The sequence below is a fragment of the Pseudomonas defluvii genome (assembly GCF_001695625.1).
Classification (GTDB): Bacteria; Pseudomonadota; Gammaproteobacteria; order Pseudomonadales; family Pseudomonadaceae; genus Aquipseudomonas; species Aquipseudomonas defluvii.
In genome coordinates, this window is sequence record NZ_MBPN01000015.1 from 35,298 (window position 1) to 60,166 (window position 24,869).

At 61.8% G+C, this 24,869-nt stretch carries 18 protein-coding genes; 1 reads left to right on the top strand and 17 read right to left on the bottom strand.

All coding sequences use genetic code 11. The features are described 5' to 3' along the window. Window positions 1–310 precede the first annotated feature (310 nt). The 17 genes from EKA13_RS06510 to EKA13_RS06590 form a co-directional block, all read right to left on the bottom strand. A complete protein-coding gene (locus EKA13_RS06510) occupies window positions 311–904 on the bottom strand; it encodes a glutathione S-transferase (protein WP_065758584.1) in 594 nt (197 codons plus the stop codon). Beyond that, the gene (locus tag EKA13_RS06515; RefSeq protein ID WP_065758585.1) at window positions 901–4,548 is read right to left on the bottom strand and encodes an AAA family ATPase; all 3,648 of its coding nucleotides are present in this window, start codon (window positions 4,546–4,548) and stop codon (window positions 901–903) included. The genes EKA13_RS06510 and EKA13_RS06515 overlap by 4 nt, the downstream gene beginning before the upstream one ends. Further along, on the bottom strand, window positions 4,545–5,783 hold the full coding sequence (locus EKA13_RS06520; RefSeq protein ID WP_065758586.1) for an exonuclease SbcCD subunit D C-terminal domain-containing protein: 1,239 nt from the start codon (window positions 5,781–5,783) through the stop codon (window positions 4,545–4,547). Before EKA13_RS06520 ends, EKA13_RS06515 begins: the two co-directional genes overlap by 4 nt. A 141-nt stretch (window positions 5,784–5,924) precedes the next feature. Further along, window positions 5,925–7,298 (bottom strand): ATP-binding protein, encoded by a 1,374-nt coding sequence (locus EKA13_RS06525; RefSeq protein ID WP_065758587.1) that lies wholly within the window; start codon window positions 7,296–7,298, stop codon window positions 5,925–5,927. After that, a complete protein-coding gene (locus EKA13_RS06530; protein ID WP_065758588.1) occupies window positions 7,295–7,957 on the bottom strand; it encodes a response regulator in 663 nt (220 codons plus the stop codon). Before EKA13_RS06530 ends, EKA13_RS06525 begins: the two co-directional genes overlap by 4 nt. A gap of 13 nt (window positions 7,958–7,970) precedes the next feature. Then, window positions 7,971–8,615, bottom strand: a complete 645-nt coding sequence (locus EKA13_RS06535) for a hypothetical protein (RefSeq protein WP_065758589.1) — start codon at window positions 8,613–8,615, stop codon at window positions 7,971–7,973. Further along, complete coding sequence (locus tag EKA13_RS06540) at window positions 8,612–9,421, bottom strand: SDR family oxidoreductase (protein WP_065758590.1); 810 nt, start codon at window positions 9,419–9,421, stop codon at window positions 8,612–8,614. The genes EKA13_RS06535 and EKA13_RS06540 overlap by 4 nt, the downstream gene beginning before the upstream one ends. Then, the gene (locus tag EKA13_RS06545) at window positions 9,408–10,100 is read right to left on the bottom strand and encodes an iron-containing redox enzyme family protein (RefSeq protein ID WP_065758591.1); all 693 of its coding nucleotides are present in this window, start codon (window positions 10,098–10,100) and stop codon (window positions 9,408–9,410) included. The genes EKA13_RS06540 and EKA13_RS06545 overlap by 14 nt, the downstream gene beginning before the upstream one ends. Next, entirely contained in the window at window positions 10,097–11,578 is a 1,482-nt protein-coding gene (locus EKA13_RS06550; RefSeq protein ID WP_065758592.1) for an AMP-binding protein, read from the bottom strand. The genes EKA13_RS06545 and EKA13_RS06550 overlap by 4 nt, the downstream gene beginning before the upstream one ends. Further along, window positions 11,568–12,254, bottom strand: a complete 687-nt coding sequence (locus tag EKA13_RS06555) for a thermostable hemolysin (RefSeq protein ID WP_065758593.1) — start codon at window positions 12,252–12,254, stop codon at window positions 11,568–11,570. Before EKA13_RS06555 ends, EKA13_RS06550 begins: the two co-directional genes overlap by 11 nt. Before the next feature lie 85 nt (window positions 12,255–12,339). Beyond that, window positions 12,340–13,962: a BatD family protein gene (locus EKA13_RS06560; RefSeq protein WP_065758594.1), complete on the bottom strand. Its 1,623-nt coding sequence runs from the start codon at window positions 13,960–13,962 to the stop codon at window positions 12,340–12,342. Continuing rightward, on the bottom strand, window positions 13,962–15,689 hold the full coding sequence (locus EKA13_RS06565) for a vWA domain-containing protein (RefSeq protein ID WP_065758595.1): 1,728 nt from the start codon (window positions 15,687–15,689) through the stop codon (window positions 13,962–13,964). The genes EKA13_RS06560 and EKA13_RS06565 overlap by 1 nt, the downstream gene beginning before the upstream one ends. After that, window positions 15,686–16,762, bottom strand: coding sequence for a vWA domain-containing protein (locus EKA13_RS06570; protein WP_065758596.1), 1,077 nt, complete (start codon window positions 16,760–16,762; stop codon window positions 15,686–15,688). Before EKA13_RS06570 ends, EKA13_RS06565 begins: the two co-directional genes overlap by 4 nt. Further along, window positions 16,755–17,249, bottom strand: a complete 495-nt coding sequence (locus EKA13_RS06575; protein WP_065758597.1) for a DUF4381 domain-containing protein — start codon at window positions 17,247–17,249, stop codon at window positions 16,755–16,757. The genes EKA13_RS06570 and EKA13_RS06575 overlap by 8 nt, the downstream gene beginning before the upstream one ends. Beyond that, complete coding sequence (locus EKA13_RS06580; RefSeq protein WP_065758598.1) at window positions 17,246–18,190, bottom strand: DUF58 domain-containing protein; 945 nt, start codon at window positions 18,188–18,190, stop codon at window positions 17,246–17,248. Before EKA13_RS06580 ends, EKA13_RS06575 begins: the two co-directional genes overlap by 4 nt. Window positions 18,191–18,194: 4 nt before the next feature. Continuing rightward, window positions 18,195–19,154: an AAA family ATPase gene (locus EKA13_RS06585; RefSeq protein WP_065758599.1), complete on the bottom strand. Its 960-nt coding sequence runs from the start codon at window positions 19,152–19,154 to the stop codon at window positions 18,195–18,197. Window positions 19,155–19,253: 99 nt separating this feature from the next. After that, window positions 19,254–19,607 (bottom strand): hypothetical protein, encoded by a 354-nt coding sequence (locus EKA13_RS06590; RefSeq protein WP_065758600.1) that lies wholly within the window; start codon window positions 19,605–19,607, stop codon window positions 19,254–19,256. A 328-nt stretch (window positions 19,608–19,935) separates the two neighbouring features. Between EKA13_RS06590 and EKA13_RS06595 the strand changes: the two genes are divergently transcribed. Next, on the top strand, window positions 19,936–24,792 hold the full coding sequence (locus EKA13_RS06595) for an NAD-glutamate dehydrogenase (RefSeq protein WP_065758601.1): 4,857 nt from the start codon (window positions 19,936–19,938) through the stop codon (window positions 24,790–24,792). Window positions 24,793–24,869: the final 77 nt, after the last annotated feature.

Below are 24,869 nucleotides of genomic sequence, written 5' to 3' on the forward strand. Positions count from 1 at the left end.
CCGCTCCCACAGGTGAACTGCCCCCAAGAAGTTGGACACAAATCCAACCCTTGGTGGGCAGTCCAAGTTGTAGGAGCAGGTCTTGCCTGCGATGCGGGCGCCGCGCACCTGCTGATACACCACGGCCCCCATCGCGGGCAAGCCCGCTCCCACAGGTGAACTGCCCCCAAGAAGTTGGACACAAATCCAACCCTTGGTGGGCAGTCCAAAGTTGTAGGAGCAGGTCTTGCCTGCGATGCAGACGCCGCTAACCCACTGACACCCCACCGGCGCCATCGCAGGCCAGCCTGCAACAACAGGGCGGGTGGTTTCAGCGGGCCATGATTGCCTTGAATAGCGCCGAGTCCAGCCAACCCTGCAGCCAAGCTCGCAGCCTGGGGTAGGGGGCTTGGGCAAACCAGTCTGGTTCAACCCCGGCGAACTGGCGAATGAACGGCATCAGGGCCACATCCGCCAGGCTTGGGTGCGAGGTGAGGAGGTAGTCGTGCTGCGCCAGGTGTGCCTCCAGGTCATCAAGGATTTCACAGGCCAGCTGTCGGTATTCCTCACGCGAATGCGCCGGGTAGCGCTCGGCATACTTGTAGTGGTTGAGCCTGACTTTAAACAGGCTGTCGTTACGCGCTATCAGTGCGTTGGCCTGTTGCGCAGCCTGTGAGTCGGTACTCAGCAGCCAGTCTTGCGGGTCATGCCGGGCCAAGGCCCAGCGCATGATGTCCAGGCTTTCTTCCAGCACCTTGCCCTCGACACTCAACACCGGCACCGTACCTTTGGGCGACAAGGCGAGCATGTCGGCCGGTTTTTCCTTGAGGCTGACCTCGCGGATCTCCACCGGGCATTGGCTGTAGCGCAAGGCCATGCGTGCACGCATGGCGTAAGGGCAGCGCCGAAACGAATAGAGGATCATCCACTGACCTCCAGGGTACTCAGGCCATTGCCTTGGCGACGAACCTGGATCTGTACCGGAATCCGCTCGTGCATTTCCTGCACATGAGAAATCACCGCGACCTTGCGCCCTTGAGCCTGCAAACCGTCCAGTGCATCCATGGCCAGTTGCAGCGATTCGGGGTCGAGGCTGCCGAAGCCTTCGTCGATGAACAGCGACTCGATCTTCAACGTGCTCGAGGCCATCGACGCCAGCCCCAGGGCCAGCGCCAGCGAGACCAGGAAGGTTTCGCCCCCGGACAAGGAGTGCACCGAGCGCAGTTCATCCCCCATCTCGGTATCCTGCACCAGCAGGCCCAACAGGCTGCCGCCGCGCTTGAGCCGGTAGCGGCGGGCCAATTGACGCAGTTGTGCGTTGGCATGGTGCACCAGCAGGTCGAGGTTGTAGCCCTGGGCGATCTTGCGGAAGGTATCGCCAGTGGCAGAACCGATCAGGGCGTTCAGGCGCGCCCAGCGTTGCCACTCGGTATAGGCCTGGGCAATCTGTTCTGCCAGCGCTTGGTTGGCCTGTTGGCGGCGCTGGTCGTCGGCTTGCTCGGCGCGCAGTTCGGCACACTGTTGCTCGCGGGTGTGCAGCTGTTGCTGCAACGCGGCCATGGCTTGTTCCAGCTGATCGGCTGGCAGTTCCCCGTTGGCTTGGGCCTGATGTTGCTGAAGGCGCTGTTCGCGCTCTTGCACCAGGACCTGAGTGTGCTCGATGGTTTTTCTGGCGTTTTGCAGGCGCTGACGCAACTGGCTGATCTGTTCGTCATCGAACGCCAGCAATTGTGTCAGGCCGGCATCGTCCAATTCAGGATGGGCGTGTCGCCATTGGCCGATGACGGCCTCCAGTTGACGGCATTCCTCTTCCAGGGCATCTCGCTGTTGCGCTTTGGCCTTGAGCTCGGCTGTCAGCTCGATCGAGCGGGCGCGGCTATCCTGCAGTTGCTGCTGGGTGGTCGCTTCGACGCTGCGCGCCTGTTCAACGGCCTGCTCCAGTTGCTGTTGCCAGTGCTGGGCGTTTTCGTGCTCGCCAAGCAGGCCGTCTAGCGTTGCTTTTGCCTGCTGCTGTTGGGTTTGCCGGGCAACGACCTGCTGCTGCAGCTCCTCCAGCTTCTGTACCCGTGCCTGTTGTTGCAGGCTGGCCTTTTCCAGTTGCTGCTGGCGGTCGTTGTAGTCCTGTTGCTCGTCTTTTTGCCGGTCTACCAGTTCCAGGCGCTGCGCCAGTTGCTGGTCGAGTTGCAGGAAGGCGGCTGACGGTTCCTGACGCAGTGCTTGCAGGATGTCGGCGGGCAGCAGGCCGGCGAAGCTTGCCAGTGCCTGTTCCAGGCGTTCCTCGTCGTCACTCAGCGCCTGCTGTTGCTGGCTCACGTGCAGCGTTGCCTGCTGGCGGGCCTCGACGGCCACCTGCAGTTGTTGCTGCAGGCGGGCGGCGTCCTGCTGAAGCGTGAGCAGTGTGTGCTGGCGTTGCTCGTCCCGGTTGATGTCATCGTTCAGGCGGCGCAGTTGAAGCTCCAGCCAGGCCGAGCAGGCGTTGCTGTCCTGATGGGCCAACTGGGCGTAGAGCGGGTGAGCATCGAGGCTGGGGGCCAACGCCTGCTGTTGAGTGACAAGGTGCTCGTGCTGGTGCAGGTATTCCTTGATCTGGCTATTGACGCCGGCCAGTTTCGCTCGCAGTTCATCCAGTTTTTCTTTCAGCCCGTCGACCAGGCGCTGGGCGTTGGCTTCTTCATCCTGGTCATGTCGGCCAAGGCTTTGCAACAGCGCTTCGGGCTGGTGGTACGGGTGTTCCTGGCTGCCGCAGACGGGGCAGGGCTGGTCGTCCTGTAGCTGCGCTCGGAGCTCTTCGACGCTGGCACTGCGGGCCAGACGCTGACGCTCAAGCAGCTGTCGTGTGAGGTTCAGTGCCTGCTCGGCGGCAATCAGCTCTTGTTTGCCTTGCAGCCCCTCGCTGATCAACTGTTCGCGTTGCTGCTGCGCGGCCTGCTGGCGTTCACGCAAGGCGTGGATTTGTTTGTCCAGATCCTGCTGGCTGTTCCAGAGCCGGGTCAGTTCTTCGACCGCACGCTGTTGCTTGCGGTTGTCTTGCAGCAGCGTTCCCAGCAGGCTGATCTGCTCTACCAGGGCCTCGGGTTCAGCGCCGGCTTCGTGGTAGATCTGCGCCAGGTGAGTGCGCTGTTCTTCCAGTTGGCGGGCCGCATCCGTGGCGCGTTGCTGCAGGGCGGGCAGTTCCTCGCGACCTTTGTTGAGCCGGTTGCCAATGAGCATCAGTTGCTGCAGTTGGCCCCGGTAGGCGCTCCAGGCGTCGCCCAGGCCGGACAGGTGCGCGCTGTGTGCGAGTTGCTCGTCGAGTTGCTGCAGACGCTCGCTATTACGCTGCTGTTGTTCGATCAGGGTGTGTAGCTGCTGCTGGCCCTCGCGGGAGGCCTGCTCGGCCTGTTGGTGCAGGGCAAGGCTGTCGGCCAGTTCCTGTTCCAGGCGCGCTAGGGTGTCTTGCTCGGCGAAGGCCTGGCGTAGCAACGGTGCGTTTTGCGCCTGCTGAGCCAGTGCCTGGTTCAGTGCCTCGCGTGCGTGGTGCAGGTGTTGTTCCAGTTGTTGCTGGGCGGTCTGCAACTCAACCTGTTGCTGGCGCTGTTGTTCAATGGCAACGGTCAGTGGCGAGCGCTGGCCGGTCAGCTCCAGTTGTCGGGCAAACTGATGGCGCTGCGGCGCCAACTGCTCCAGCCGCTCCAGGTTCAGGCGTTCTGTGGCCAGTTGCTCCCAGTGCTGCTGGGCACTGTGGGCGTCCTCGGCGGCGGCACGTTGTTGCGCCTGTAGGTTGCCTAGCTCTGTCAGCCAACTGCGCTGCTGCTCGAACTGGCGCAGTTGCGCCTGTTCGGTCTTGAGTTGGCGTTGTGCCTGTTCAACACGCTGGTCGAGTTCAGCGCGTGCCTCCGGGCTGAGCGGGGTGATACCACTGGCCTGTTGTTGCAAGGCCTTGTGGATATCTTCGGCTTCTTTGCTCTTGCTGTAGGCACGTCGGCCCAACTGGCTGTAGATCGCTGTGTTGGTGAGTTTTTCCAGCAGTTCGCTGCGGTCCTTGTCGTCGGCCTTGAGGAAGGCGCTGAACTCGCTTTGGGCCAGCATGACCGCACGGGTGAACTGTTCGAAGTTGAGCCCCAGCTTGGCCTCGATCAGCTGTTTGTACTCGCTTTTGCTCTGGCTGCTCAGTAACTGGTTGCCGTCCAGGTCATGCAGGCTCTGACGGCTGCCTTGCAGCTTGCCGTTGGCTTTATCGCGGGCGCGGTTGGTCTCCCAGCGTGCCCGGTAACGGTGGCCGTCGATACCGACGAAATCAACTTCGGCAAAGCCGCTGCCGGTGCCCCGGCGTAGCAGCGTGCGCGGGTCGCTGGTAAGGATCTCGCTGTCGACTTCTGGCAGTTTGGTTTCCCGGCCAATGCTGTTCAGGCGTGGTACAGCGCCGAACAGTGCCAGGCACAAGGCATCGAGCAAGGTGCTCTTGCCCGCGCCGGTGGGGCCGGTGATCGCAAACAGGCCAGCACTGGCCAAGGGCTCGGCGGTGAAGTCGATTTCGCAAGGGCCGGCCAGGGACGCAAGGTTTTTCAGGCGAATGGCGAGAATTTTCATGGGTGCTCCTCCTCCTGTTGCACGTCCTGCAGCAGTTGGGCGAAGTCGGCCAGTGTCTGCTCGTCCACGGCATTGCCATAGGCCTGCTCCCAGGCGCGGCTGAACAGGTCTTGCGGGCTGAGTTGGCCAAGTTCAATCAAGGGGCTACTGTCGTCGTCATCCTGTTGAGCGCCGGCATACTCGACGGCGATCCGTACCAGGCGCACGGCCTTGCCGTTCAGCGCGAGTTCGATTTGCTGGCGCAGGTCCGGTTGTGGTTCATCCAGACGCACGCGCACTTCCAGCCAGGGCTGGCGTTGCAGGTCAGCCAGCAGGTCGACTTCGGGCAGCGCTGCCAGGTGTTCCAGCACCTCGTTCAGGGAGGCAGGGCCCAGGCGTTGCAGGTGCACTGCCCGCGGTACCAGCCGTGGCTCGACGCTGCGCAGTGCCGCGCCGTCCAGTTCCACCTCGAGTATCTGGTGTTGATAGCCAATTTCCGAGAACGACAACGGCAGCGGCGAGCCGCTGTAGCGAATGCGTTCCTCGCCGTTGACCCGCTGCGGTTTGTGCAGGTGGCCCAGGGCGACATACGCCACCGAGTCGCTGAACAGCTTGGCCGACAGTGCTTCGGCGTTGCCGATGATCAGGCTGCGCTCGGAGTCTTCCGAAATCGACCCGCCAGCCATGTGCGCATGGCTGATGGCGACCAGCGCCTGCCCCGGTTTGCGTCGGCTTTCAGCGGCAGCGATCAGGCGTTCATGTACCTGGGTGATGCCGTGCAGGTAATCGTCACCCACGTGTGCGCCGGTCACTTCGGCCGGGCGCAGGAAGGGCAGCGCCAGGCACCAGGCGCGGGTTTTGCCCTTGGCATCGGTCAGCGGGATCAGCAAGCGATCACTGTCGAGCTGGCCGTCATCCAGCCACTGCACACGGCCCAGGGCATGGGTGCGCAGGCGACGCATCAACGGTGCCGGCAGTTCGATACGGGCACCGGAGTCATGGTTGCCGGCAATGATCACGATATCCAGCGCAGGCTGCTGTTCGTGAGCGCGGACGATGAAGTCGTACAGGCGTTCCTGGGCTTTGACCGGAGGGTTGACTGTATCGAAGATGTCGCCGGCAATCAGCAGGGCATCGGGTTGACGCAGGGCCAGTTGGCCGAGCAGCCAGTCGAGAAAGCAGGCATGTTCGAAGTCACGTTCCTGGCTGTGGAGGGTTTGCCCCAGGTGCCAGTCGGAGGTGTGAAACAGACGCATTGAAAGTCCTGTGCAGAGGAAACCGGGTCGCTCTGGGCAGCGTTGGCCAGCAGGGGCGGTCGGCTATGGTAGCGCGACTACGCCCAGGGGTTGCCAGTTTCCGGGATCAGCAGGGCCGAGACAACCGGCGGCATGCGAACTTCAGGCATGCGCCTGGGGGAAGTGCACGCTTGCACACAGGCCACCCTGCGGCAGGTTGTCCAGGCTGACTTTTGCGCCGAGGCGCTTGGCGATGGTTTGTACAATGGCCAGGCCGAGGCCGGCGCCTTGGTCGTTGCCACGGCTGAAGAAGCGCTCGAACAGGCGATCACGGTGTTCAGGGTCGATGCCAGGGCCTTGGTCTTCGACGCTCAGCAGCACTTCGCTGGCGGTCTCCTCCAGGCGCACGGTGATCAGCCCGCCTTTGGGTGAGAAATTCGCGGCATTGGTGACCAGGTTGTTCAAGGCAATATCGAGGGTTGCGCTATCGCCCAGTATCCGCAGGGGTGCCTCAGGCGCTTCCAGGCTCACCTCAAGGCCCCTGTCGAGCAGCCAGGGGGTCAGTTGTGCCAATGAGTCACGCACACTGGCAGTCAGGTCGATGGGCTGTAGTGGTGCGCTGCCAAGCCGTGGCTCCAGGCGTGCCATGGTCAAGAGTTGATTGACCAGGCGCGAGGTTCGGTCCACACCGGCAATCAGGTTGTGCAGGGACTGTTGGCGTTCCGCGTCGTTGCGCGCTTCCTGCAGATTCTGCGCGTGTACCCTTAGCACTGCCAGCGGGGTACGCAACTCGTGGGCCGCATCGGCGATGAAACGTCGCTCCCGGCCAAGGACTTCCTGAATCTGTCCCAGCAGCCGATTGAGTGCGGCTTGCATCGGCTCCAGCTCATTGGGCAATGGTGACAGTTGTATGGGCTCCAGCGACCCGGGGTGGCGGGCGCGCAGTGTCGTGGCCATATTGGCCAGTGGTTTGAGCCCCCAGCCAATGGCAAACCAGATCATCGTCGCTAACAGCAGGCTGCCAATCAGGTTGGGCCCAAGGGTGTGGCGGACGATGCGGTTGACCAGGTCGTTACGCACATCGTCGCGCTCGCCAACCCAGATGCGCAGGGAATGCTCGGTGTCGACCAGCACGAAGGTACGCCATTGCTGGTTCTTCAGGTCGACCACATCATTGAAGCCGGCATCGCTCGGCGGTGCAGTGAAGCTAGGTGCACTGGCGGTATGCACCAGTAACTGGCCATCGAGGTTCCAGACCTGAAAGGCCATTTTGCTTTCGTAAGGGTGCCCATCGACCTTAGGGGATGCCTGACCCAGCGCCTCGTTGAACGCACGGTACAGTTCGCTGTGATCGCTGCTGTGCATTGGCATGCGCATGATGCCCTGCAGCAAGCGGGCATTTTGTGCCAGCTGGGCGTCATAGACTTCGGCAATTTCGTGGTTGCTGTCATGCAGGTTGAGCACAGACAGGGTCATCAGGCCGCCGATCAACAGGCCAATGATCAGGGTCAGGGTTCGCCGCCGGATGGATTTCATCGTGCTTCTTGCACCAGGTAGCCAACACCGCGAATGGTCCGGATCAAGTCACTGGAGAGCTTCTTGCGCAAGTGGTGGATATGCACCTCAAGCGTGTTGCTTTCTGCTTCGTCGTTCCAGCCGTAGAGCAACTGGGTCAGCCGTTCGCGGGTCATGACCCGGCCGGGGGGGGACAGCAGCTCGTACAGCAGTTGGTACTCTTTGGGGGTCAATGAAACTAGCTGCCCCAGATAGGTGACCTGATGGCTGACAGGGTCCAGGCTGATTCCAGCATGTTCGATGCGCAGTTGGGCCCGCCCGGCACTGCGTCGCATCAAGGCGCGCAGGCGCGCCTTGAGTTCGGCCAGGTCGAAAGGTTTGACCAGGTAGTCGTCGGCACCGGCATCAAGGCCGGCAATGCGGTCTTCGGTGGCATCACGCGCGGTCAGGATCAGCACGGGCAGGTTCGAGCCGCTGCTGCGCAGACGCCGCAACACCTCCAGCCCGTCCATGCGCGGCAGGCCAAGATCGAGGATGGCCAGGTCGAAGGTTTCACTCAGTAACGAGTGCAACGCGCTGCTACCGTCTTTGATCCAGTCGGTGGTATAGCCGTCGCGGCTCAGTGCCTGGTAGATACCTTCACCCAGCGAAACATCGTCCTCAATCAGCAGCAGTCGCATGCCGGCTCCTTGGTCAGTTGAGTTTTTTGTCTATTTCAACCAGCAGCGCCTGTATGTCCTTGTGTCGCCCTTTATCGGCGCTTTCTCGACCCGGACGAGCAGGAGCCTGTTGTGCCTTGAGCAAGGCAGCCTTGGCTTCAGCGTAGTGCTTCTGGCGGTAGAGATGGTCGCCCCAGAAGTACAGGTTGTCTATACCGTTGGGGTTAATCTGCAGTGCTTGTTTGAGCAGCGTATCGGCCTTGTCACTATCACCGAAGCCGACTGGCCAGCCAGGCACTCGATCATACAGTGCAGCGAGGCTGGCGTAGGCGGAACCCTGCAGCGCCGTCGGGTCGATCGACAAGGCTTTTTCCAGGTCGCTGCGCGCCTCTTTGACCTTGCCCAAGGCACCGAGCCCGCCTTGGGCGCCTGCCCAACTGCTGGTGACGATGCCAGACCAGATCCAGGCCTCGGCTGCGGTTGGGCGCTCCTTGGAGAAGGCATTGGCCTTGGCGGCCAACTGCTCGAAGGCATCGGCGCATTTACCCTCGGGTGTTTCGTACTGGATTTTTGCCCATTGCTGTTGAATATCGCTCAGGCGTTGTTGGTCGGTGGCGTCCATGGCCCACAGTGAGGTGCTTGATACGGTGGCCAGCAGGGCGATCAGCAGTTTTTTCATGGTTTGTTTTTCTCCGTGGAGCCAATATGGCTGAAGCGTCTGATCAACGGCAGCTGCTTGCGCAGGGCGCGGTCTACCAGGCTTGGCAGCAGGTTATTGAGGCTTACAAAAAAACGCTCAGGCCAGCCCAGGTAAAGGTCGCGGCGGTCACCGGCAATGGCGTGGATCACGGCGTTGGCGACCATTTCCGGGTCGTCGGTATTGGCTTTCAGGGCGTCATTGAGCGCCTGTGCAGCCGCGCTGTTCATGCGTGTCTGGGTCGCTCGAGGGGCCACATAAAGTACGTTCACCCGGGTATCGGCCAGCTCTCGACGCAGTGCTTCGGAAAAGCCGCGCAAGGCGAATTTGCTGGCGCAGTAGGGGGAGTACCCGGGGTAGCCGATCGAACCATAGGTTGAACCGACATTGACCACCATTGCTGCTGGGGCCTCTCTGAGAAGTGGCAAAAGCAAGCGTGTCAGCGAAATCGGGGCGATGATGTTCAGGTCCAGCATGTGGCTGATGTCGCTGTCTTCCAGTTGCTCAAGCATGGCGAACTGGTTTACCCCGGCGGCGTTGATCAGCAGGTTGATGCCGCCCATGGCCTGGGCGGCATTCTGCACTTTATGCCGGTCTGTGGCGCTGGTCAGGTCTGCCGACACCCAGCGCAGCTGGCTGGGGTAACGCGTCATGCTTGGGCGCAAGGCGTCTTCATGGCGAGACACCGCCAGTACCTGAGCGCCGCTGGCGAGCAGCGCATTGGTGATTGCCAGACCAATGCCACCACTGGCACCGGTGAGCACGACTCGGGCTTCATTGAGCCGCATGATTGCTCTCCAGCAGGGTTGGCGCCTGGGTGTTTTGCGGCAGTGCCCGGAACATGTCCGCGTACAACCGGTAGACCACTTTCGAGGCATGAATGACGGCGGCCTGATCAGCTGGGTCGTCGAGACGATCCATCAGCTTGCGGTAGGTCTGCATGTGCCCGATATCCAGCGCGCCATGGGAGTTCAGGTAGCTGAAGGCCTCCTCAGGCAGTGCCAGGCGGTCGCGAATGCGTTCGGCGGCATGGGTTGCCAGGGCGATGCTGGTGCCTTCAAGCACGTTGACCATCCCGAACAGGCCCACCGGGTTGCCACGTGCGATCAGGTCATAGAGAAACGCAACCATCAGCTCGATGGGTTGATCGGGTTGGCCGGTGCGCACCGCTTCACGGTCGCCGCCGCAGGCTACGATATCGTTCAGTACCCACTGCTCATGGCCGTACTCGTCTTCGATGTATTCGCATACTGCGTGGCGCAACCACTCCAGTCGCTCGGGCAGGCGTGCACCGCAGGCCATCATCAGCGGTACGGTATGGCGAACATGGTAGTAGGCCTGAATCAGGAAGGCCCGATAGCTCTCCAGTGTGACCTCACCGGCCAGTGCCTTGCGGATGACCGGCACTTCAAACAGCGCGCTGCGTTCCTGGGCGGTTGCAGCTTGCAGGGTTTCAAAAAAACTCATGACGACAGTTCCTCAGAACGATTAAAGGAGTCCAGTGCCGCGTGGTATTGCTCAAGGATGGCATCGCGGCGTGGTCGGCCATTGGCGGTCAGCAAGCCATTGGCAGGGGTAAAGGGTTGAGGCAAACGCAGCCAGTGATGAACGCGTGCGTAGTCGGGCAGGGCTGTATTGGCCTTGGCTACGGCATCGGCAAGGGCCTGGTCGCTGCAGCTCGGGTCATGAGGCCAGAGCAGGGCTGCGTTGTAGGGCAGGGCTTCGCCATGCACGAATGCCTGGGCAATGACCCCGCCTTGGGTGAGTTCTGCTTCCACCCACTCGGGATTGACGTTACGGCCGTAGCTGGTGACGAACTGATGCTTCTTGCGGCCCTTGATGTACAGAAAGCCTTCGTCATCGAACTCACCGATGTCGCCACTGGCCAGCCACGTTGCCGGTTGGGCCGGGTTGCCCAGGTAGCCGAGCATGGTCGAGCCTTGAATCAGTACTTCGCCGTCATCAGCCAGCTTGACCTCTACATGGGGCAATGGCCGCCCAACGCTTCCCGGCCTGATAGCGCCAGGTACGTTCAAGCACACCACCGAGGCGCACTCGGACAAGCCGTAGCCTTCATAGGCCGGTATGCCGAGTTGGTGTGCACCTTGAAGCAGGCCTGGGGATACCCGCGCACCGCCTACCGCGGCAAAGCGCAGGCAGGAAGGATCGAATGCCTGCGCTTGCGTGGCGCCGACCAGCAGTTGCAGCAATTGGGGGACCAGAATCAGGCTGTGTGGGCGGCGTTCTGCCAGGCAGCGCAGGAAGGTGGGGGTATCGACGCCGCTGGCGCCACGAATACCCAGGCGGGCCTGGCTAGGCAGGCTTAGCACCGCACCTGCAAAGAGGGCGGCATAGCAACCGAGGTTTTCCAGCAGGATCGCCAAGGGCAGCAGTGCCAGGTGATGATCAGGCTTTACAGGCTCACTGGCCGCCGCCAGCTCTCGGGCCACCCGCAGGAAACTGTCGGCACTGAGGCACACGCCTTTTGGGGCGCCGGTTGTGCCCGATGTGAAGGTGATCTTCGCGGTTCCCTCTGGCAGTACTACGGCTGAGACCGCGGCCTTGCTCCACAGGGTGCCCTGGAAGCGGTAGCCTGCCGCTTCGAGTTCGCTTGCCATGCTGGTCTCAGCGACGACCAGCGGTGCCTGGCATTGCTCCAGGCAGTGCAGGCGTTGCGCAGGGCTGAAAAAGGGTGGCAGGGTAAGGCATGGGCGCTCTTCAAAGAGCACGGCCAGGTCCCACAGCATCGCCTCGGGGCTGTTGTCCAGCGCGAGCACTACACAGCCTTCAGGCTGCTCGCTGAGTAACCGGCGGCGATAATTGACCTCTGACCACAGCGCTTCATAGTCCAGGCGCAGTTCGTCACCCCATAGGGCCAGAGCAAAAGGGCGCTCCTGTGCATGGCGTTGCAGTTGATTTTCAAACAGGCTCAGTTCAGGCGACATTGCAGGTCTCCCGGTCGACGGGCGGCAGGCCAAGTCGTTTGAACAGCCCGGCCTTGGCCAAGTGTTGGAAACCACTGCAGATGTTGCCGATGTGGACACTCGGGCGGCTGTCGTAATACTGGCCCCACGTGTGGCGCTCATCGCCCAGGCGCTGAGGATCTGCTGCGCACAGGGTGGTAGGTTTCAAACCGAGGCGATGGAAACTGTTGACCAGGCCGGTACTGCCGGTAAACGAGACCCACTGAAAGCCTGCAGCACCTAGCAGCCAGGTCATGGTGATGATGCTCAGGCGGGCGCTGCCGGTATCGCTGGCGGCCAGATTGCCGACTTCGACAATGCAGTCGCGCTGCGTCGGTTGCTCGTTCTCTGACGGGATGTAGTGCTCGATTGGCGCATCCAGATACTGTTCCAGAAACAACCGTGAGGTGCTGGCGCGGCGAAGGCCTGCGACGGCACACAAGGCATTGTTCTGGTCTTTCAGGCCAAACAGCTCAGGCATGAAGTGACGTATGTCGGCGCCATGTACCAAGTGAAAACGCTGGCGGATGAAGTCCTCGAACAGTGGGCGCTCATCGCTGTTGGGCAATGCGTGCGCCAGGCTCAACATCGCGCTGTTCTCAGGTGCCAGCCGAAGCGGTAAAGCGAAGGGCCAAATGGTGTCGGTGGGCTCAGGCATCGTGCTTGCTCCTGTATATCGTTGGGAGCAAGTGTCGACGAGTTTTCTTAAGGAAGCCTGAAGGTGCGCAGGCTAGAGCGGCTGATTACTTGGGATAGAGGGGTGGCAGGCTACTACTTTCGCCGGGTGTCGGTTGAGTCTGTTCAGCGGTTGGGATAGTGCCAATGGCCCGCCACAGCTCTTCGCCTTGCCAGTATTGTCCGGTTTCGCTGTAAAGCGCGCCGTTCAGACCATCCAGGGCATCGGACAATGGAACGAAGCGAGCCGCCATTTCGGCAAGGGTTTCGGGTTGCTGGCGCGCCCAGGCGTCGAGGGCCTGCCGGGTGGCCTGCGGGTCGTTGGCCTGGCAGGCGCGTTTGAGGTCGTCGAGCAGGGTGCGCGGGCTCGGGCCGCTTTGAGCCGCACGCAGCACGGCCGGTTGTGAGCGGGCCCGCCACCAGAGGGCAAAGCCACTCAAGGTGGTCAGGGCCAGTATCAGTGTGCTGAGTTGCCAGGGCCAGAGCGGGCCGTTTTCAAGGGGGATCGACGTGCTCGGCGTTTCAGCGCTGAGTGCCGGGTTGTCCTGAATCTGCAAGGTTCGCGCGGGCAGACTGCTTCGTTCCAGATGGTCTTCTCGGGTGTTCCACCAAATGACCTCCTGGTTGGGCAGCTCCAGTGTGCCCGCGTGCGTTGGCACCAGCGCCTCGCGCTCTTCGCGACTACCGAGCAGGCCGCGGTCGTTGATCTCGTTACGCAGTTGCGGTTGGTCAGGGTAGTGGCGCAGGCCTATGACCTCAGTGTTCGCCAGCGGTGGTATCTGTGTGCTGGACAGGCCTTCGGCCTTGATGGTCACTGTACGGGTCAGGGAGTCGCCAATCTGGGTTGAGGCTTGCGTCGGGTCCGGGCTCCAGTGTTCTTCCAGGGTCAGGTTGCGCGCCGGTAGCCAAGGCGTGTTGGCGGGGTAAGTGGCTGGTATGGGGTTGGCCAACAAGGTAATCGGTGCAGAGCTCACGTGGGTCTGTTTGCCACTGCGCGGGGCGCTGTCTTGATCTGTCGCCGGTTCTACGGTGGTGGCACTGAAGGTCAGGGACGGAATGGTCACGTTGCCGCTTTGCTGTGGGTAGATCGCATAGCGCATTTCGATCACGCCATGGCGTACACCGTTGATTTCCTTCTCGTAGGTCCGTGATTCGCCCAGTGGTTCTACCTTCGCGCCCTCCAGCTGGAGCCGGCTCAGGCTACTGTCATCGTACAGGGCTACCGAGTGGTAGATCCTCAGGGTCAGAACGGCTTGGGCCTGCACATAAATGCTGTCCTGGTCGAGGCTGGCTTCGATGAACACCGGAGCCAGGTTCTCGACCACGTTATCCTGTGCTTGCAGCACCTGAAGCTCAATCGGCTGGCTGCTGACCTCGCCCAGCTGCAGCGCGGGTATTTGCAGGCTGCCACTTTGGCGCGGAAGCAGGGTGATGATCCAGCGTGTACTGGCTTGGGTTTCGCCATTGAGGGTGGTCAGGTTGTTCACCTGGCGAGTGTCGCGAACCTCAAAATTGGCCTGCAGGGGCTCCAGGTCTGGCTTGCCAAACTGGGTGATGTCCTGCGTTTGAAGGGTCAATTCGAGCGTTTCACCGGCGTTCAGGCGTGTGCGGTCTACGCTGGCAAGCAACGCGGCGGCCTGTACCTGCAGGCTGAGGGCAAGGCTGAAAACGAGGGCGCAGGCGCGTCTCATCAATGAGTTTCCTGGTGTTGTTGCTGTTCATACCAAAATTTTCGGCGCAGCAGTTCGGCAGGGTTGTCCGGGATCTGCCGCAACCACTGCTCAAGGGCCTGGCGCTGTTCGGCGCCAAGGCTTGCGTCGCTTGGCCGTTGCGGCGGATGAGTGGTTTCATCATCCTGGTCGCCGCTGTTCCCTTGCGGCGTTTGTTCTGCTCCCGACGACGGGTTCTGGCCTTGCTGTTCCTGCGCGCTTTGAGTGTCTTGCTCGCTGTCAGCCGCGGCGGTACTGCGGCTATCCGTGTTGCTGTCAGTCGTTGTGCCGGGCGCGTTCTGTTCGGTTTCCGTTTCAGTGGCCGCCGCCTGTTCCTGTTCGGCAGCTTTTTGCTGGCGCAGCAGCTGCTCGACCAGTGCTTTGTTCGTAATGGCCGGCTGAAGTTCCGGTTGGCGCTCCAGCGCCTGTTCATAAGCATCCACGGCAGCCTCCAACTCTCCGCTGCGTGCGAGGGCGTTACCGCGATTGTAGTGGGCAGCCGCCGTGTTGCCTTCAGCGAACAGGCGCACCGCGCCGGCATAGTCACCGGCCTCGTACAGTGCCAGGGCTTTCCATTGCGGGTTCTGGAAGCGTTGTGCTGCCTCGGCGGGGCGTTGTTGTTCAAGCAGGCGCTGGCCTTGTTGGTCCGGGCGTAGCCACAGGTCATCAAGTTCAAAGGCATGGCTGGGTTGTGGCAGCACCCACAGCAACGGCAGGCAGAACAGCCAGCCGCGCCGGCCCGCACAGGCCGCCAGCAACAAGAGCGGCAGCAGCAGCCAGTAGCCCTGATCGGCCCAACTGTCCAACTGCACCGTCTGGCCATCGTCATGCAATGCCCGGGGCGGGGCGAACAGGCCGAGGCCGCGCAGGTCCAGGTCGTCGATTCGGGCATGGCGGTACTTGCCGCCGGTTTCCATGACAAACTCCCTCAGGCTTGCGCTGTCCAGGCGGGGCATGAGAATCGTGCCCTCGGCATCCTTGAGGAATTCCCCATTACTCTGTTTTACCGGTGCGCCTTCTGCGCTGCCAATACCCAGCATCAGCAGCTTTGGTCCCTTGCGGCCCAGCGCCTGGACGATGCCTTGCCGTTCCTCGGTGCTCAACGAGGAGCCAATCAGCAGCAAACGGCCTTGGCCAAGGCCAGCTTGTGACAGCAGGGCCAGGCCTTTGCGTACGGCCAGGTCAGCGCGCTGCCCGGTTTGCGGCATGATCGAGGGGTCCAGGGCTTCAAGCAGGTTGCGGCTGGTGTCCAGGTCGTCGGACAGCGGCACCAGTGTATGTGCGCTGCCGGCATAGACGATGATCGCGGTCTGGCTGTCGCGGCGATGCTCGAGCAGGTCGAGCAGTTTTCGTCGTGCCTGCTCCAGGCGATTGGGTGGGCTGTCAGTCGCAAGCATTTGCGGTGTCAGCTCCAGCAATACCACCAGAGGATCGGCTGGGCGCTGTCGGGTTTCCTCCAGGCGCTGCCAGCTTGGTCCAAGCAAGGCGATGACCGTCACGAGCCACGCCACCCCCAATGCCACCCACGGCAACTTGCTGTCGCGACCGCTGCCACCACCCAACAGTACAGCGTGGAATGCCGGAGGCAAGATCATCTGCCAGCGACCGGCACGCTTTTGGCGATGCCAGAGCTTCCACAGCAACCAGCCTAGCAGCGGTAGTACCAGCAGCCAGGCAGGGCGTAGCCATTGTGGCCAGAATTCGATCATCGACGCCTCCGCAGGCGCAGACGCTTGAGGCGTTCGCGCCATTCAGGGTGCGGTTGCAGGAAGCGTCGGTTGCTGAGCAGGCGTTGCAGTGGATTGTCGTGCCAGCGCTCACGCACCACCAGCAACACGCTCAGCAACAGCGCCAGTGCCAGTGGCCAGCTGTACAACGCCTCGGCGGTGCGGGCCTGCGTCGGTTGTTGGGCGACGGGTTCCAGGCGGTCGAGTGTTTCGCCGATAGCCGTCAATTCCTTGCCGTCGCGCGCGCGGAAATAGGCGCCATGGGTCAACTCGGCAATCTCCTTGAGCGAGGCTTCATCCAGGTCCAGGCTTGGGTTGATGCCAAGCAGGCCAGCAGTACCGCTCTGTTCGGGGTCTGCGCCGATGCCGATGGTGTAGATTTTCACGCTCTCCTGAGCCGCCAGGCGTGCTGCGGTCAGCGGATGGATCTGCCCGCCATTGTTGGCGCCGTCGGTGACCAGAATCAGCACCCGGCTTTGTGCCGGGCGCAGCCGCAAGCGCTTGACGGCAAGGCCGATGGCATCACCGATGGCGGTGTTCTTGCCGGCGATGCCAATCTGCGCTTCATTGAGGAAGGTATGCACGGTGCGCCGGTCGAACGTCAGGGGGGCCTGAAGGTAGGCCTGGCTGCCGAACAGGATCAGGCCGATTCGGTCACCCTGACGGGCCTGGAGAAAATCGCCCAATAGCTGCTTTACCAGGGTCAGGCGGCTGACGTCGTCGTCCTGCCAGCGCATGTCGGGAAAGTCCATCGAGCCGGAAACATCCACGGCGACCATAAGATCACGGCCGCTGGCAGCCACGGGCACAGGCTCACCGAGCCATTGGGGCCGCGCGGCGGCCAGTAACAGCAACAGCCAGACGACGATAAACGGCGTCTGTTGCCGCCACGTGGGCAGGTTCAGCCGGGCGCGGCGTCCGGCCAGTCCTTCCAGTTCATCGAGGAAGGCAACCTTGAGCACCGGTTCGCCGCTGTCGGCGGCGGGCAGCAGCCAGCGCGCCAGCCAGGGTAGCGGAAAAAGGGCGAAGACCCACGGCCATGCCAGCTCAAACATGTTTGCGGATCCAGATCTCAACCGCCTGGGTCAGCCCGGCGATTGCTTTGTCATCGAGCTTGCACTCGGGTTTGTAGGCACCTTCGACCAGCACCATCCAACGCGTCAGGCCCGCAGCCGGGCAGCGATTGTCGAGAAATGCCAGCCATTGCCGACCATTGAGGGTGTGGCTATGGCTGCCTGGGTAATGATTGCGGCAGAGCCGTTTGAGCAGCGCATTGATCTGCTGCAACCAGGCACCGGCAGGCGCGCCGTCGTAGGGTTTGGTCAGACGCGCCAATTCGGCCAGGGCCTCAAGGCGTATGGGGTCAAGCGGCAGCTCGGCACGCACGATGGGTTTTTTCCCCGGCCGCCAGTGACGCAGGTGCCAGGCGCCCCAGCCGAGCAGCGGCAGGAGCAGGAGCAAGGCCCACCAGCCAGGTGCGGGTGGCCACAGACCAATCGGCTCCGGCGCGATCAAGGGCTGCAACTGTTCCAGGCCGTTCATCGTTTTTGCCCTGGACGTTGCGGATTGAGGTACTCGCGCAGTTGCTCGATCATTTCACTCTGGGTGCTCAAGGGCATGAGTACCACCCTCAGCTTCTGTGCCAGCAGCTCCCAGCGCTCGATGCGCGCCTCGCCCTGGCTGCGGTAGCTCTGGCGCAGGTTGGCGTCGAGGGTGTCCAGCTCCAGTTGCGCCCCCCGTTGGGCGAAGCGCAACAAACCGGCTGCCGGCAGGGCATGATCCAGTGGATCGGAAAGCGGCAACAGCAGCAGGTCGCAATGGCGTGAGAGCAGGCTCAGTTGTTGTTCGACACTGGTGCTCAGCGCCCGCTCGTCACAGATGACGATGGCCAGGCTGCCGGGGCGCAGAACCTCCCGCGCGCGGCGCAAGGCCATGCCCAGGGTATCGCCTTGCGGTTGCGCTTCGGTGTGCAACGCCTGGTTGGCGCGGGCCAGTCGGTTGAGCAACTGCAGCAGGCTTTGCTTGCTGCGCCGCGGCTTGATCTCGTAATAGGCGTTGTCGCCGAACACCAGGCCACCGATACGATCATTGTGGCCCAGCGCCGCCCAGCCAATCAGTGCCGCAGCCTGGGCGGCAAGTACCGACTTGAACATCAGGCCGGAGCCGAAGAACAGCCGCTGGCTCTGCTCCACCAGGATGTAGATGGGGCGCTCGCGCTCTTCGTGGAACAGTTTGGTGTGCGGCTCCTGGGTGCGTGCCGTCACTCGCCAATCGATATTGCGCACATCGTCTCCGGCTTGATAGACCCGCACCTGATCGAAGTCCACGCCACGTCCGCGCAGCTTCGAATGGTGCAAGCCGATCAGCGGGCTGCGTTGGCCGGGGGCGGCAAACAGCTGCACCTCGCGCACGCGATGCCGCATTTCGATCAGTTCTGAAAGACCGATGCGAATCCCTGGGGCCGCCAGCAGTTGAGAGGGCATGGGATCAGGCCACGGCAACGACGTCGAGGATGCGCTGGATCACCCGGTCCTGGTCAATACCGGCGGCTTCGGCTTCAAAGGAGAGAATGATGCGGTGGCGCAGTACGTCGAACAGTACCGCCTGAATGTCTTCGGGGCTGACAAAGTCTCGGCCCGCCAACCAGGCGTGAGCCCGTGCGCAACGGTCCAGGGCGATGGAGCCACGAGGGCTGGCGCCATAGGCGACCCAGTCGGCCATCTCGGTGTCGAATTTGGCTGGAGTGCGGGTGGCCATGACCAGTTGTACCAGGTATTCCTCCACCGCATCGGCCATGTACAGGCCGAGGATTTCCTTGCGTGCGGCAAAAATGGCCTGCTGACTGACGCGACGTTCCGGCTTGGTTTCGCCGTTGAGGGCTTCGCCACGAGCCTGTTGAAGAATGCGTCGCTCGACGGCGGCATCCGGGAAACCGATTTTCACGTGCATCAGGAATCGGTCGAGCTGTGCTTCAGGCAGCGGGTAAGTGCCTTCCTGTTCGATCGGGTTCTGGGTGGCCATCACCAGGAACAGGGGTGAGAGCTCATAGGTGCTGCGCCCGACGCTGACCTGACGCTCGGCCATGGCTTCAAGCAAGGCCGACTGTACCTTGGCCGGTGCCCGGTTGATTTCATCGGCCAACACCAGGTTGTGAAAGATGGGGCCTTGCTGGAAGACAAAACTGCCGGTTTCCGGACGGTAGATCTCGGTGCCGGTAATGTCGGCCGGCAGCAGGTCCGGGGTGAACTGGATCCGGTGGAACTCGGCTTCGATGCCCTCGGCGAGTTCCTTGATCGCCTTGGTCTTGGCCAGGCCCGGCGCGCCTTCCACCAGCATATGGCCATCGGCAAGGAGCACGATCAGCAAGCGCTCGACCAGTTTTTCCTGGCCAAGAATCTGGGTTGAAAGAAAGGTGCGCAGCGCGATCAGCGCTTCACGATGTTCCATCGTCGAGGGTTCCTGGATAAAGAGCCGAGGTGCAGTCTGAAAAAGCCGTCGGCAGGGGTTGATACTTTAATCTATCCAGGGGCCCGGCGACTAACCTCCTTACAGTTCGCTGACGTAGGTGCCGGTGCCCTTGAGGATGTTCTGCAGGGTTTCTTCGACTTCAGCCAGGTCGCTGTCCGGCGTGCTGTGAGTGATTTCCAGGTGATCGTCACCGCCCAGTGCATCCGCGTCGCCAGGCGCAACCTCGATCAACAGGCGTTGCGGGCCGAGGGTGATCTTCAGGCCGTCGAGGGTCGAAGGCTCGTCGTCGAGGGTGATTTCCACCTCGTCTTCATCCGGGTAACGGGTCATCAGGAACATTTCGCCCTTGTCACTGATGCAACACAGCGTCGCCATGTTGTCTTCTTCGTCGTCGCACGGGGTGGCCATCAATTGGGCGGTGGTCAGTTGCATGAAAGGCTCGATCAATAAGGTGAGGCATGATTCTGCCAGTGTTCAGCTGGCGGATAAACGTCAGCCTGCACGTCAATGACCGAATATGTCGCAGCGGCGCAAGCAGGCGCCTCCCGGGCCTCGTTAAGCTGCGTTGTCGATGGTCACCCGTAAAGACACAGCCTTGCTCTGGAGCGGCAGTCGTTTTTGCAGATGCTCATCCGTGGAGTTGGTGAATGTGACCAATGGTTTTACCGTCTTCCTGCTCAGGGTTGGCTATCGTTGACCCGTATCAGGCGCACACGCACGACGCTTCTCTCAATAATAAAGCCCAAGCGGAGTACCACAGATGGCGTTCTTCACCGCAGCCAGCAAAGCCGACTTCCAGCATCAACTGCAAGCGGCCCTGGCGCAGCACATCAGCGAACAGGCACTGCCACAAGTGGCGCTGTTCGCCGAGCAATTCTTCGGCATCATCTCTCTGGACGAACTGACCCAGCGTCGCCTTTCCGACCTGGCGGGCTGCACCCTTTCAGCCTGGCGCATGCTGGAGCGGTTCGATCACGCCCAGCCGCAGGTTCGTGTCTACAACCCCGACTACGAACGTCATGGCTGGCAGTCGACGCATACCGCTGTCGAAGTGCTGCACCATGATCTGCCGTTTCTGGTCGACTCGGTACGCACCGAGCTTAACCGGCGCGGCTACAGCATCCACACGCTGCAGACCACCGTATTGAGTGTCCGCCGCGGCGCCAAGGGCGAACTGCTGGACATTCTGCCCAAGGGCACCCAGGCAGAGGGCGTTCTGCAAGAATCGCTGATGTACCTGGAGATTGATCGCTGCGCCAACGCTGCCGAGCTGAACCTGCTGACCCGCGAGTTGGAGCAGGTGCTGGCTGAAGTGCGGGTTGCCGTCGCCGATTTCGAGCCGATGAAAGCCAAGGTGCGAGAAATGCTCGCGCTGGTCGAGCAGACCGCCTATGCCCCGGCCGAGGCTGAAAAGGCCGAGGTCAAGGGTTTCCTCGAGTGGCTGTTGGGCAACCACTTCACCTTCCTTGGCTACGAGGAGTTCGTGGTTGGTAATGATGCCCAAGGCGCTCATCTGCAGTACGACGAGCAGTCCTTCCTGGGCTTGGCCCGCTTGCTGCGCACTGGCCTGACCGTCGATGAATTGCGCATTGAAGACTATGCGGTCAACTACCTCAAGGAACCGTTGCTGCTGTCCTTTGCCAAGGCGGCTCATCCGAGCCGGGTGCACCGTCCGGCCTACCCGGATTACGTGTCGATTCGCCAGTTGGACGCTGACGGCAAGGTAATCAAGGAATGCCGTTTCATGGGCCTCTACACCTCGACGGTGTACGGGGAGAGCGTGCGGGCAATTCCTTATATTCGTGGCAAGGTCGCCGAAATCGAGCGTCGTTCGCTCTTCGACCCCAAGGCACACCTGGGCAAGGAGCTGGCGCAGGTGCTGGAAGTACTGCCCCGCGACGACCTGTTCCAGACGCCGGTCGACGAGTTGTTCAGCACCGTCATGTCGATTGTGCAGATCCAGGAGCGCAACAAGATCCGCGTCTTCCTGCGCAAGGATCCTTACGGTCGCTTCTGCTACTGCCTGGCCTATGTGCCGCGTGACATCTACTCCACCGAAGTGCGGCAGAAGATCCAGCAGGTTCTGATGGATCGCCTGAAAGCCACCGATTGCGAGTTCTGGACCTTCTTCTCCGAGTCTGTGCTGGCACGTGTGCAGCTGATTTTGCGGGTTGACCCGAAGAACCGCATCGAAATCGATCCGCAGCAGCTGGAAAACGAAGTCATTCAGGCCTGCCGTTCGTGGCAGGACGACTACGTCAGCCTGACCGTAGAAAGCTTTGGTGAAGCTCAGGGTACCAATGTCCTGGCGGACTTCCCGAAAGGCTTCCCGGCCGGTTACCGCGAGCGCTTTGCCGCCCATTCGGCGGTGGTCGACATGCAGCACCTGCTGGCGCTGTCCGAGCACAAGCCGCTGGTAATGAGTTTTTATCAGCCGCTGACCCAGACCGGTAAGCATCAACTGTTTTGCAAGCTGTACCACGCCGATACGCCGTTGGCGCTGTCTGACGTGCTGCCGATCCTGGAAAACCTTGGCCTGCGCGTACTGGGCGAGTTCCCGTATCGCCTGCGTCATGCCAATGGTCGTGAGTTCTGGATCCATGACTTCGCCTTCACCTACAGCGAAGGCCTGAACCTGGACATCCAGCAACTGAACGACACCTTGCAGGATGCCTTTGTCCACATCGTCAATGGCGATGCGGAGAACGATGCGTTCAACCGCCTGGTACTGACTGCCGGCCTGCCATGGCGCGATGTTGCGCTGCTGCGAGCCTATGCCCGCTACCTCAAGCAAATTCGCCTGGGCTTCGATCTGGGCTACATCGCCAGCACCTTGAACAACCACACGGATATTGCCCGCGAGCTGGTGCGACTGTTCAAGACCCGCTTCTACCTGGCGCGCAAACTCAACGTTGAAGACCTGGACGACAAGCAGCAACGGTTGGAGCAGGCGATCCTCAGTGCCCTGGACGACGTTCAGGTGCTCAACGAAGACCGCATCCTGCGACGCTACCTGGACCTGATCAAGGCCACCCTGCGGACCAACTTCTACCAGCCCGATGCCAATGGCCATAACAAGTCCTACTTCAGCTTCAAGTTCAATCCGAAGCTGATCCCGGAACTGCCAAAACCAGTGCCGAAGTTCGAGATATTCGTCTATTCGCCACGGGTCGAGGGTGTGCACCTGCGTTTCGGCAACGTAGCGCGCGGCGGCCTGCGCTGGTCCGACCGTGAGGAAGACTTCCGTACTGAAGTGCTGGGCCTGGTGAAGGCGCAACAGGTGAAGAACTCGGTGATTGTCCCGGTCGGTGCCAAGGGTGGTTTCCTCCCGCGTCGCCTGCCGCTGGGCGGCAGCCGTGATGATATTCAGGCTGAAGGTATCGCCTGCTACCGCATCTTCATCTCTGGCCTGTTGGACATTACCGACAACCTCAAGGACGGCGCTCTGGTGCCGCCGGCCAATGTGGTGCGCCACGACGACGATGACCCGTACCTGGTGGTCGCGGCCGACAAGGGCACCGCGACCTTCTCCGACATCGCCAACGGCATTGCCATCGACTACGGCTTCTGGCTCGGCGATGCCTTCGCCTCGGGCGGCTCGGCCGGTTACGACCACAAGAAGATGGGCATCACGGCCCGCGGCGCCTGGGTTGGTGTGCAGCGGCATTTCCGCGAGCGCGGTATCAACGTTCAGGAAGACCCGATCAGTGTGATCGGCATTGGTGACATGGCCGGTGACGTCTTCGGTAACGGCTTGCTGATGTCCGACAAGCTGCAACTGGTCGCGGCATTCAACCACCTGCACATTTTCATCGATCCGAACCCGGAGCCAGCCAACAGCTTCGCCGAACGCAAGCGGTTGTTCGACTTGCCGCGTTCAGCCTGGAGCGACTACGACACCAGCATCATGTCCGAAGGTGGCGGGATCTTCCCGCGCAGCGCCAAAAGCATCGCGATTACCCCGCAAATGAAAGCGCGCTTTGCCATCGAAGCCGACAAGCTGACCCCGACCGAGCTGCTCAATGCGTTGCTCAAGGCGCCGGTTGACTTGCTGTGGAACGGCGGTATTGGCACTTACGTCAAATCGAGTGAAGAGAGCCACGCCGATGTGGGCGACAAGGCCAACGACGCCCTGCGCGTCGACGGTAACGAGTTGCGCTGCAAAGTGGTGGGTGAGGGCGGCAACCTCGGCATGACCCAGCTTGGCCGTGTCGAGTTCGGCCTGAACGGCGGTGCAACCAACACCGACTTCATCGATAACGCCGGTGGCGTGGACTGCTCTGACCACGAGGTCAATATCAAGATCCTGCTCAACGAAGTGGTGCAGGCTGGCGACATGACCGAGAAGCAGCGCAACCAGCTGCTGGGCAGCATGACCGAGGAAGTCTCCGCGCTGGTGCTGGGCAACAACTACAAGCAGACCCAAGCGTTGTCGCTGGCTGCACGCCGTGCCAAGGAGCGCATTGCCGAGTACAAGCGCCTGATGGCTGACCTGGAAAGCCGTGGCAAGCTGGATCGCGCCATCGAGTTCCTGCCGAGCGAAGAGCAACTGGCTGAGCGTCTGGCGGCAAACCAGGGCCTGACCCGCGCTGAATTGTCGGTACTGATCTCCTACAGCAAGATCGACCTCAAGGAAGCGCTGCTCAAGTCGCTGGTACCGGACGACGACTACCTGACCCGTGACATGGAGACGGCGTTCCCGCCGTCGTTGGTCAACAAGTTCGCCGAGGCCATGCGTCGCCATCGCCTGAAACGCGAGATCGTCAGTACCCAGATCGCCAACGACCTGGTCAACAACATGGGCATCACCTTCGTCCAGCGGCTCAAGGAGTCCACGGGCGTGAGCCCGGCGAACGTTGCCGGCGCCTATGTCATCGTGCGCGACATCTTCCATCTGCCGCACTGGTTCCGTCAGATCGAGGCACTGGACTATCAGGTTTCGGCCGAGGTGCAGTTGACCCTGATGGACGAGCTGATGCGTCTTGGGCGTCGCGCTACTCGCTGGTTCCTGCGTAGCCGTCGTAACGAACAGGATGCCGGGCGCGACGCGGCGCACTTCGGGCCGAAAATCGCTGCGCTGGGCCTGAAACTGGACGAGCTGCTGGAAGGTCCGACCCGTGAACGCTGGCAGGCCCGCTACCAGGGCTTCGTCGAAGCCGGTGTGCCGGAGTTGCTGGCGCGAATGGTTGCCGGTACGACGCACCTGTACACACTGTTGCCGATCATCGAAGCGTCCGACGTGACCGGGCAAGACCCGGCCGAAGTGGCCAAGGCCTTCTTCGCTGTGGGCAGCGCCCTGGACCTGACCTGGTACCTGCAGGAAATCAGCAACCTGCCGGTGGAAAACAACTGGCAGGCCCTGGCACGCGAAGCGTTCCGTGACGACATCGACCTGCAGCAGCGAGCAATTACCATCTCGGTATTGCAGATGGTCGATGCCCCGCAGGACATGGACGCCCGGGTGGCATTGTGGATGGGGCAGCATGCGGTGATGGTGCAGCGCTGGCGCGTCATGCTTGAGGAGTTGCGTGCGGCGACGGGGACGGACTACGCGATGTATGCCGTGGCCAACCGTGAACTGGTGGATCTGGCATTGAGCGGGCAGTCGACGCTCTGATGCCGGGGTAACAGAACCCGGCTGCTGACAAACCCCCGCTTTTTAGCGGGGGTTTGTTTTTAGGCTAACGATGCGGG

Coding starts and splice junctions, on each gene's coding strand:
- EKA13_RS06510 (WP_065758584.1), bottom strand. CDS start 904: ATGATCCTCTATTCGTTTCGGCGCTGCCCTTACGCCATGCGTGCACGC.
- EKA13_RS06515 (WP_065758585.1), bottom strand. CDS start 4,548: ATGAAAATTCTCGCCATTCGCCTGAAAAACCTTGCGTCCCTGGCCGGC.
- EKA13_RS06520 (WP_065758586.1), bottom strand. CDS start 5,783: ATGCGTCTGTTTCACACCTCCGACTGGCACCTGGGGCAAACCCTCCAC.
- EKA13_RS06525 (WP_065758587.1), bottom strand. CDS start 7,298: ATGAAATCCATCCGGCGGCGAACCCTGACCCTGATCATTGGCCTGTTG.
- EKA13_RS06530 (WP_065758588.1), bottom strand. CDS start 7,957: ATGCGACTGCTGCTGATTGAGGACGATGTTTCGCTGGGTGAAGGTATC.
- EKA13_RS06535 (WP_065758589.1), bottom strand. CDS start 8,615: ATGAAAAAACTGCTGATCGCCCTGCTGGCCACCGTATCAAGCACCTCA.
- EKA13_RS06540 (WP_065758590.1), bottom strand. CDS start 9,421: ATGCGGCTCAATGAAGCCCGAGTCGTGCTCACCGGTGCCAGTGGTGGC.
- EKA13_RS06545 (WP_065758591.1), bottom strand. CDS start 10,100: ATGAGTTTTTTTGAAACCCTGCAAGCTGCAACCGCCCAGGAACGCAGC.
- EKA13_RS06550 (WP_065758592.1), bottom strand. CDS start 11,578: ATGTCGCCTGAACTGAGCCTGTTTGAAAATCAACTGCAACGCCATGCA.
- EKA13_RS06555 (WP_065758593.1), bottom strand. CDS start 12,254: ATGCCTGAGCCCACCGACACCATTTGGCCCTTCGCTTTACCGCTTCGG.
- EKA13_RS06560 (WP_065758594.1), bottom strand. CDS start 13,962: ATGAGACGCGCCTGCGCCCTCGTTTTCAGCCTTGCCCTCAGCCTGCAG.
- EKA13_RS06565 (WP_065758595.1), bottom strand. CDS start 15,689: ATGATCGAATTCTGGCCACAATGGCTACGCCCTGCCTGGCTGCTGGTA.
- EKA13_RS06570 (WP_065758596.1), bottom strand. CDS start 16,762: ATGTTTGAGCTGGCATGGCCGTGGGTCTTCGCCCTTTTTCCGCTACCC.
- EKA13_RS06575 (WP_065758597.1), bottom strand. CDS start 17,249: ATGAACGGCCTGGAACAGTTGCAGCCCTTGATCGCGCCGGAGCCGATT.
- EKA13_RS06580 (WP_065758598.1), bottom strand. CDS start 18,190: ATGCCCTCTCAACTGCTGGCGGCCCCAGGGATTCGCATCGGTCTTTCA.
- EKA13_RS06585 (WP_065758599.1), bottom strand. CDS start 19,154: ATGGAACATCGTGAAGCGCTGATCGCGCTGCGCACCTTTCTTTCAACC.
- EKA13_RS06590 (WP_065758600.1), bottom strand. CDS start 19,607: ATGCAACTGACCACCGCCCAATTGATGGCCACCCCGTGCGACGACGAA.
- EKA13_RS06595 (WP_065758601.1), top strand. CDS start 19,936: ATGGCGTTCTTCACCGCAGCCAGCAAAGCCGACTTCCAGCATCAACTG.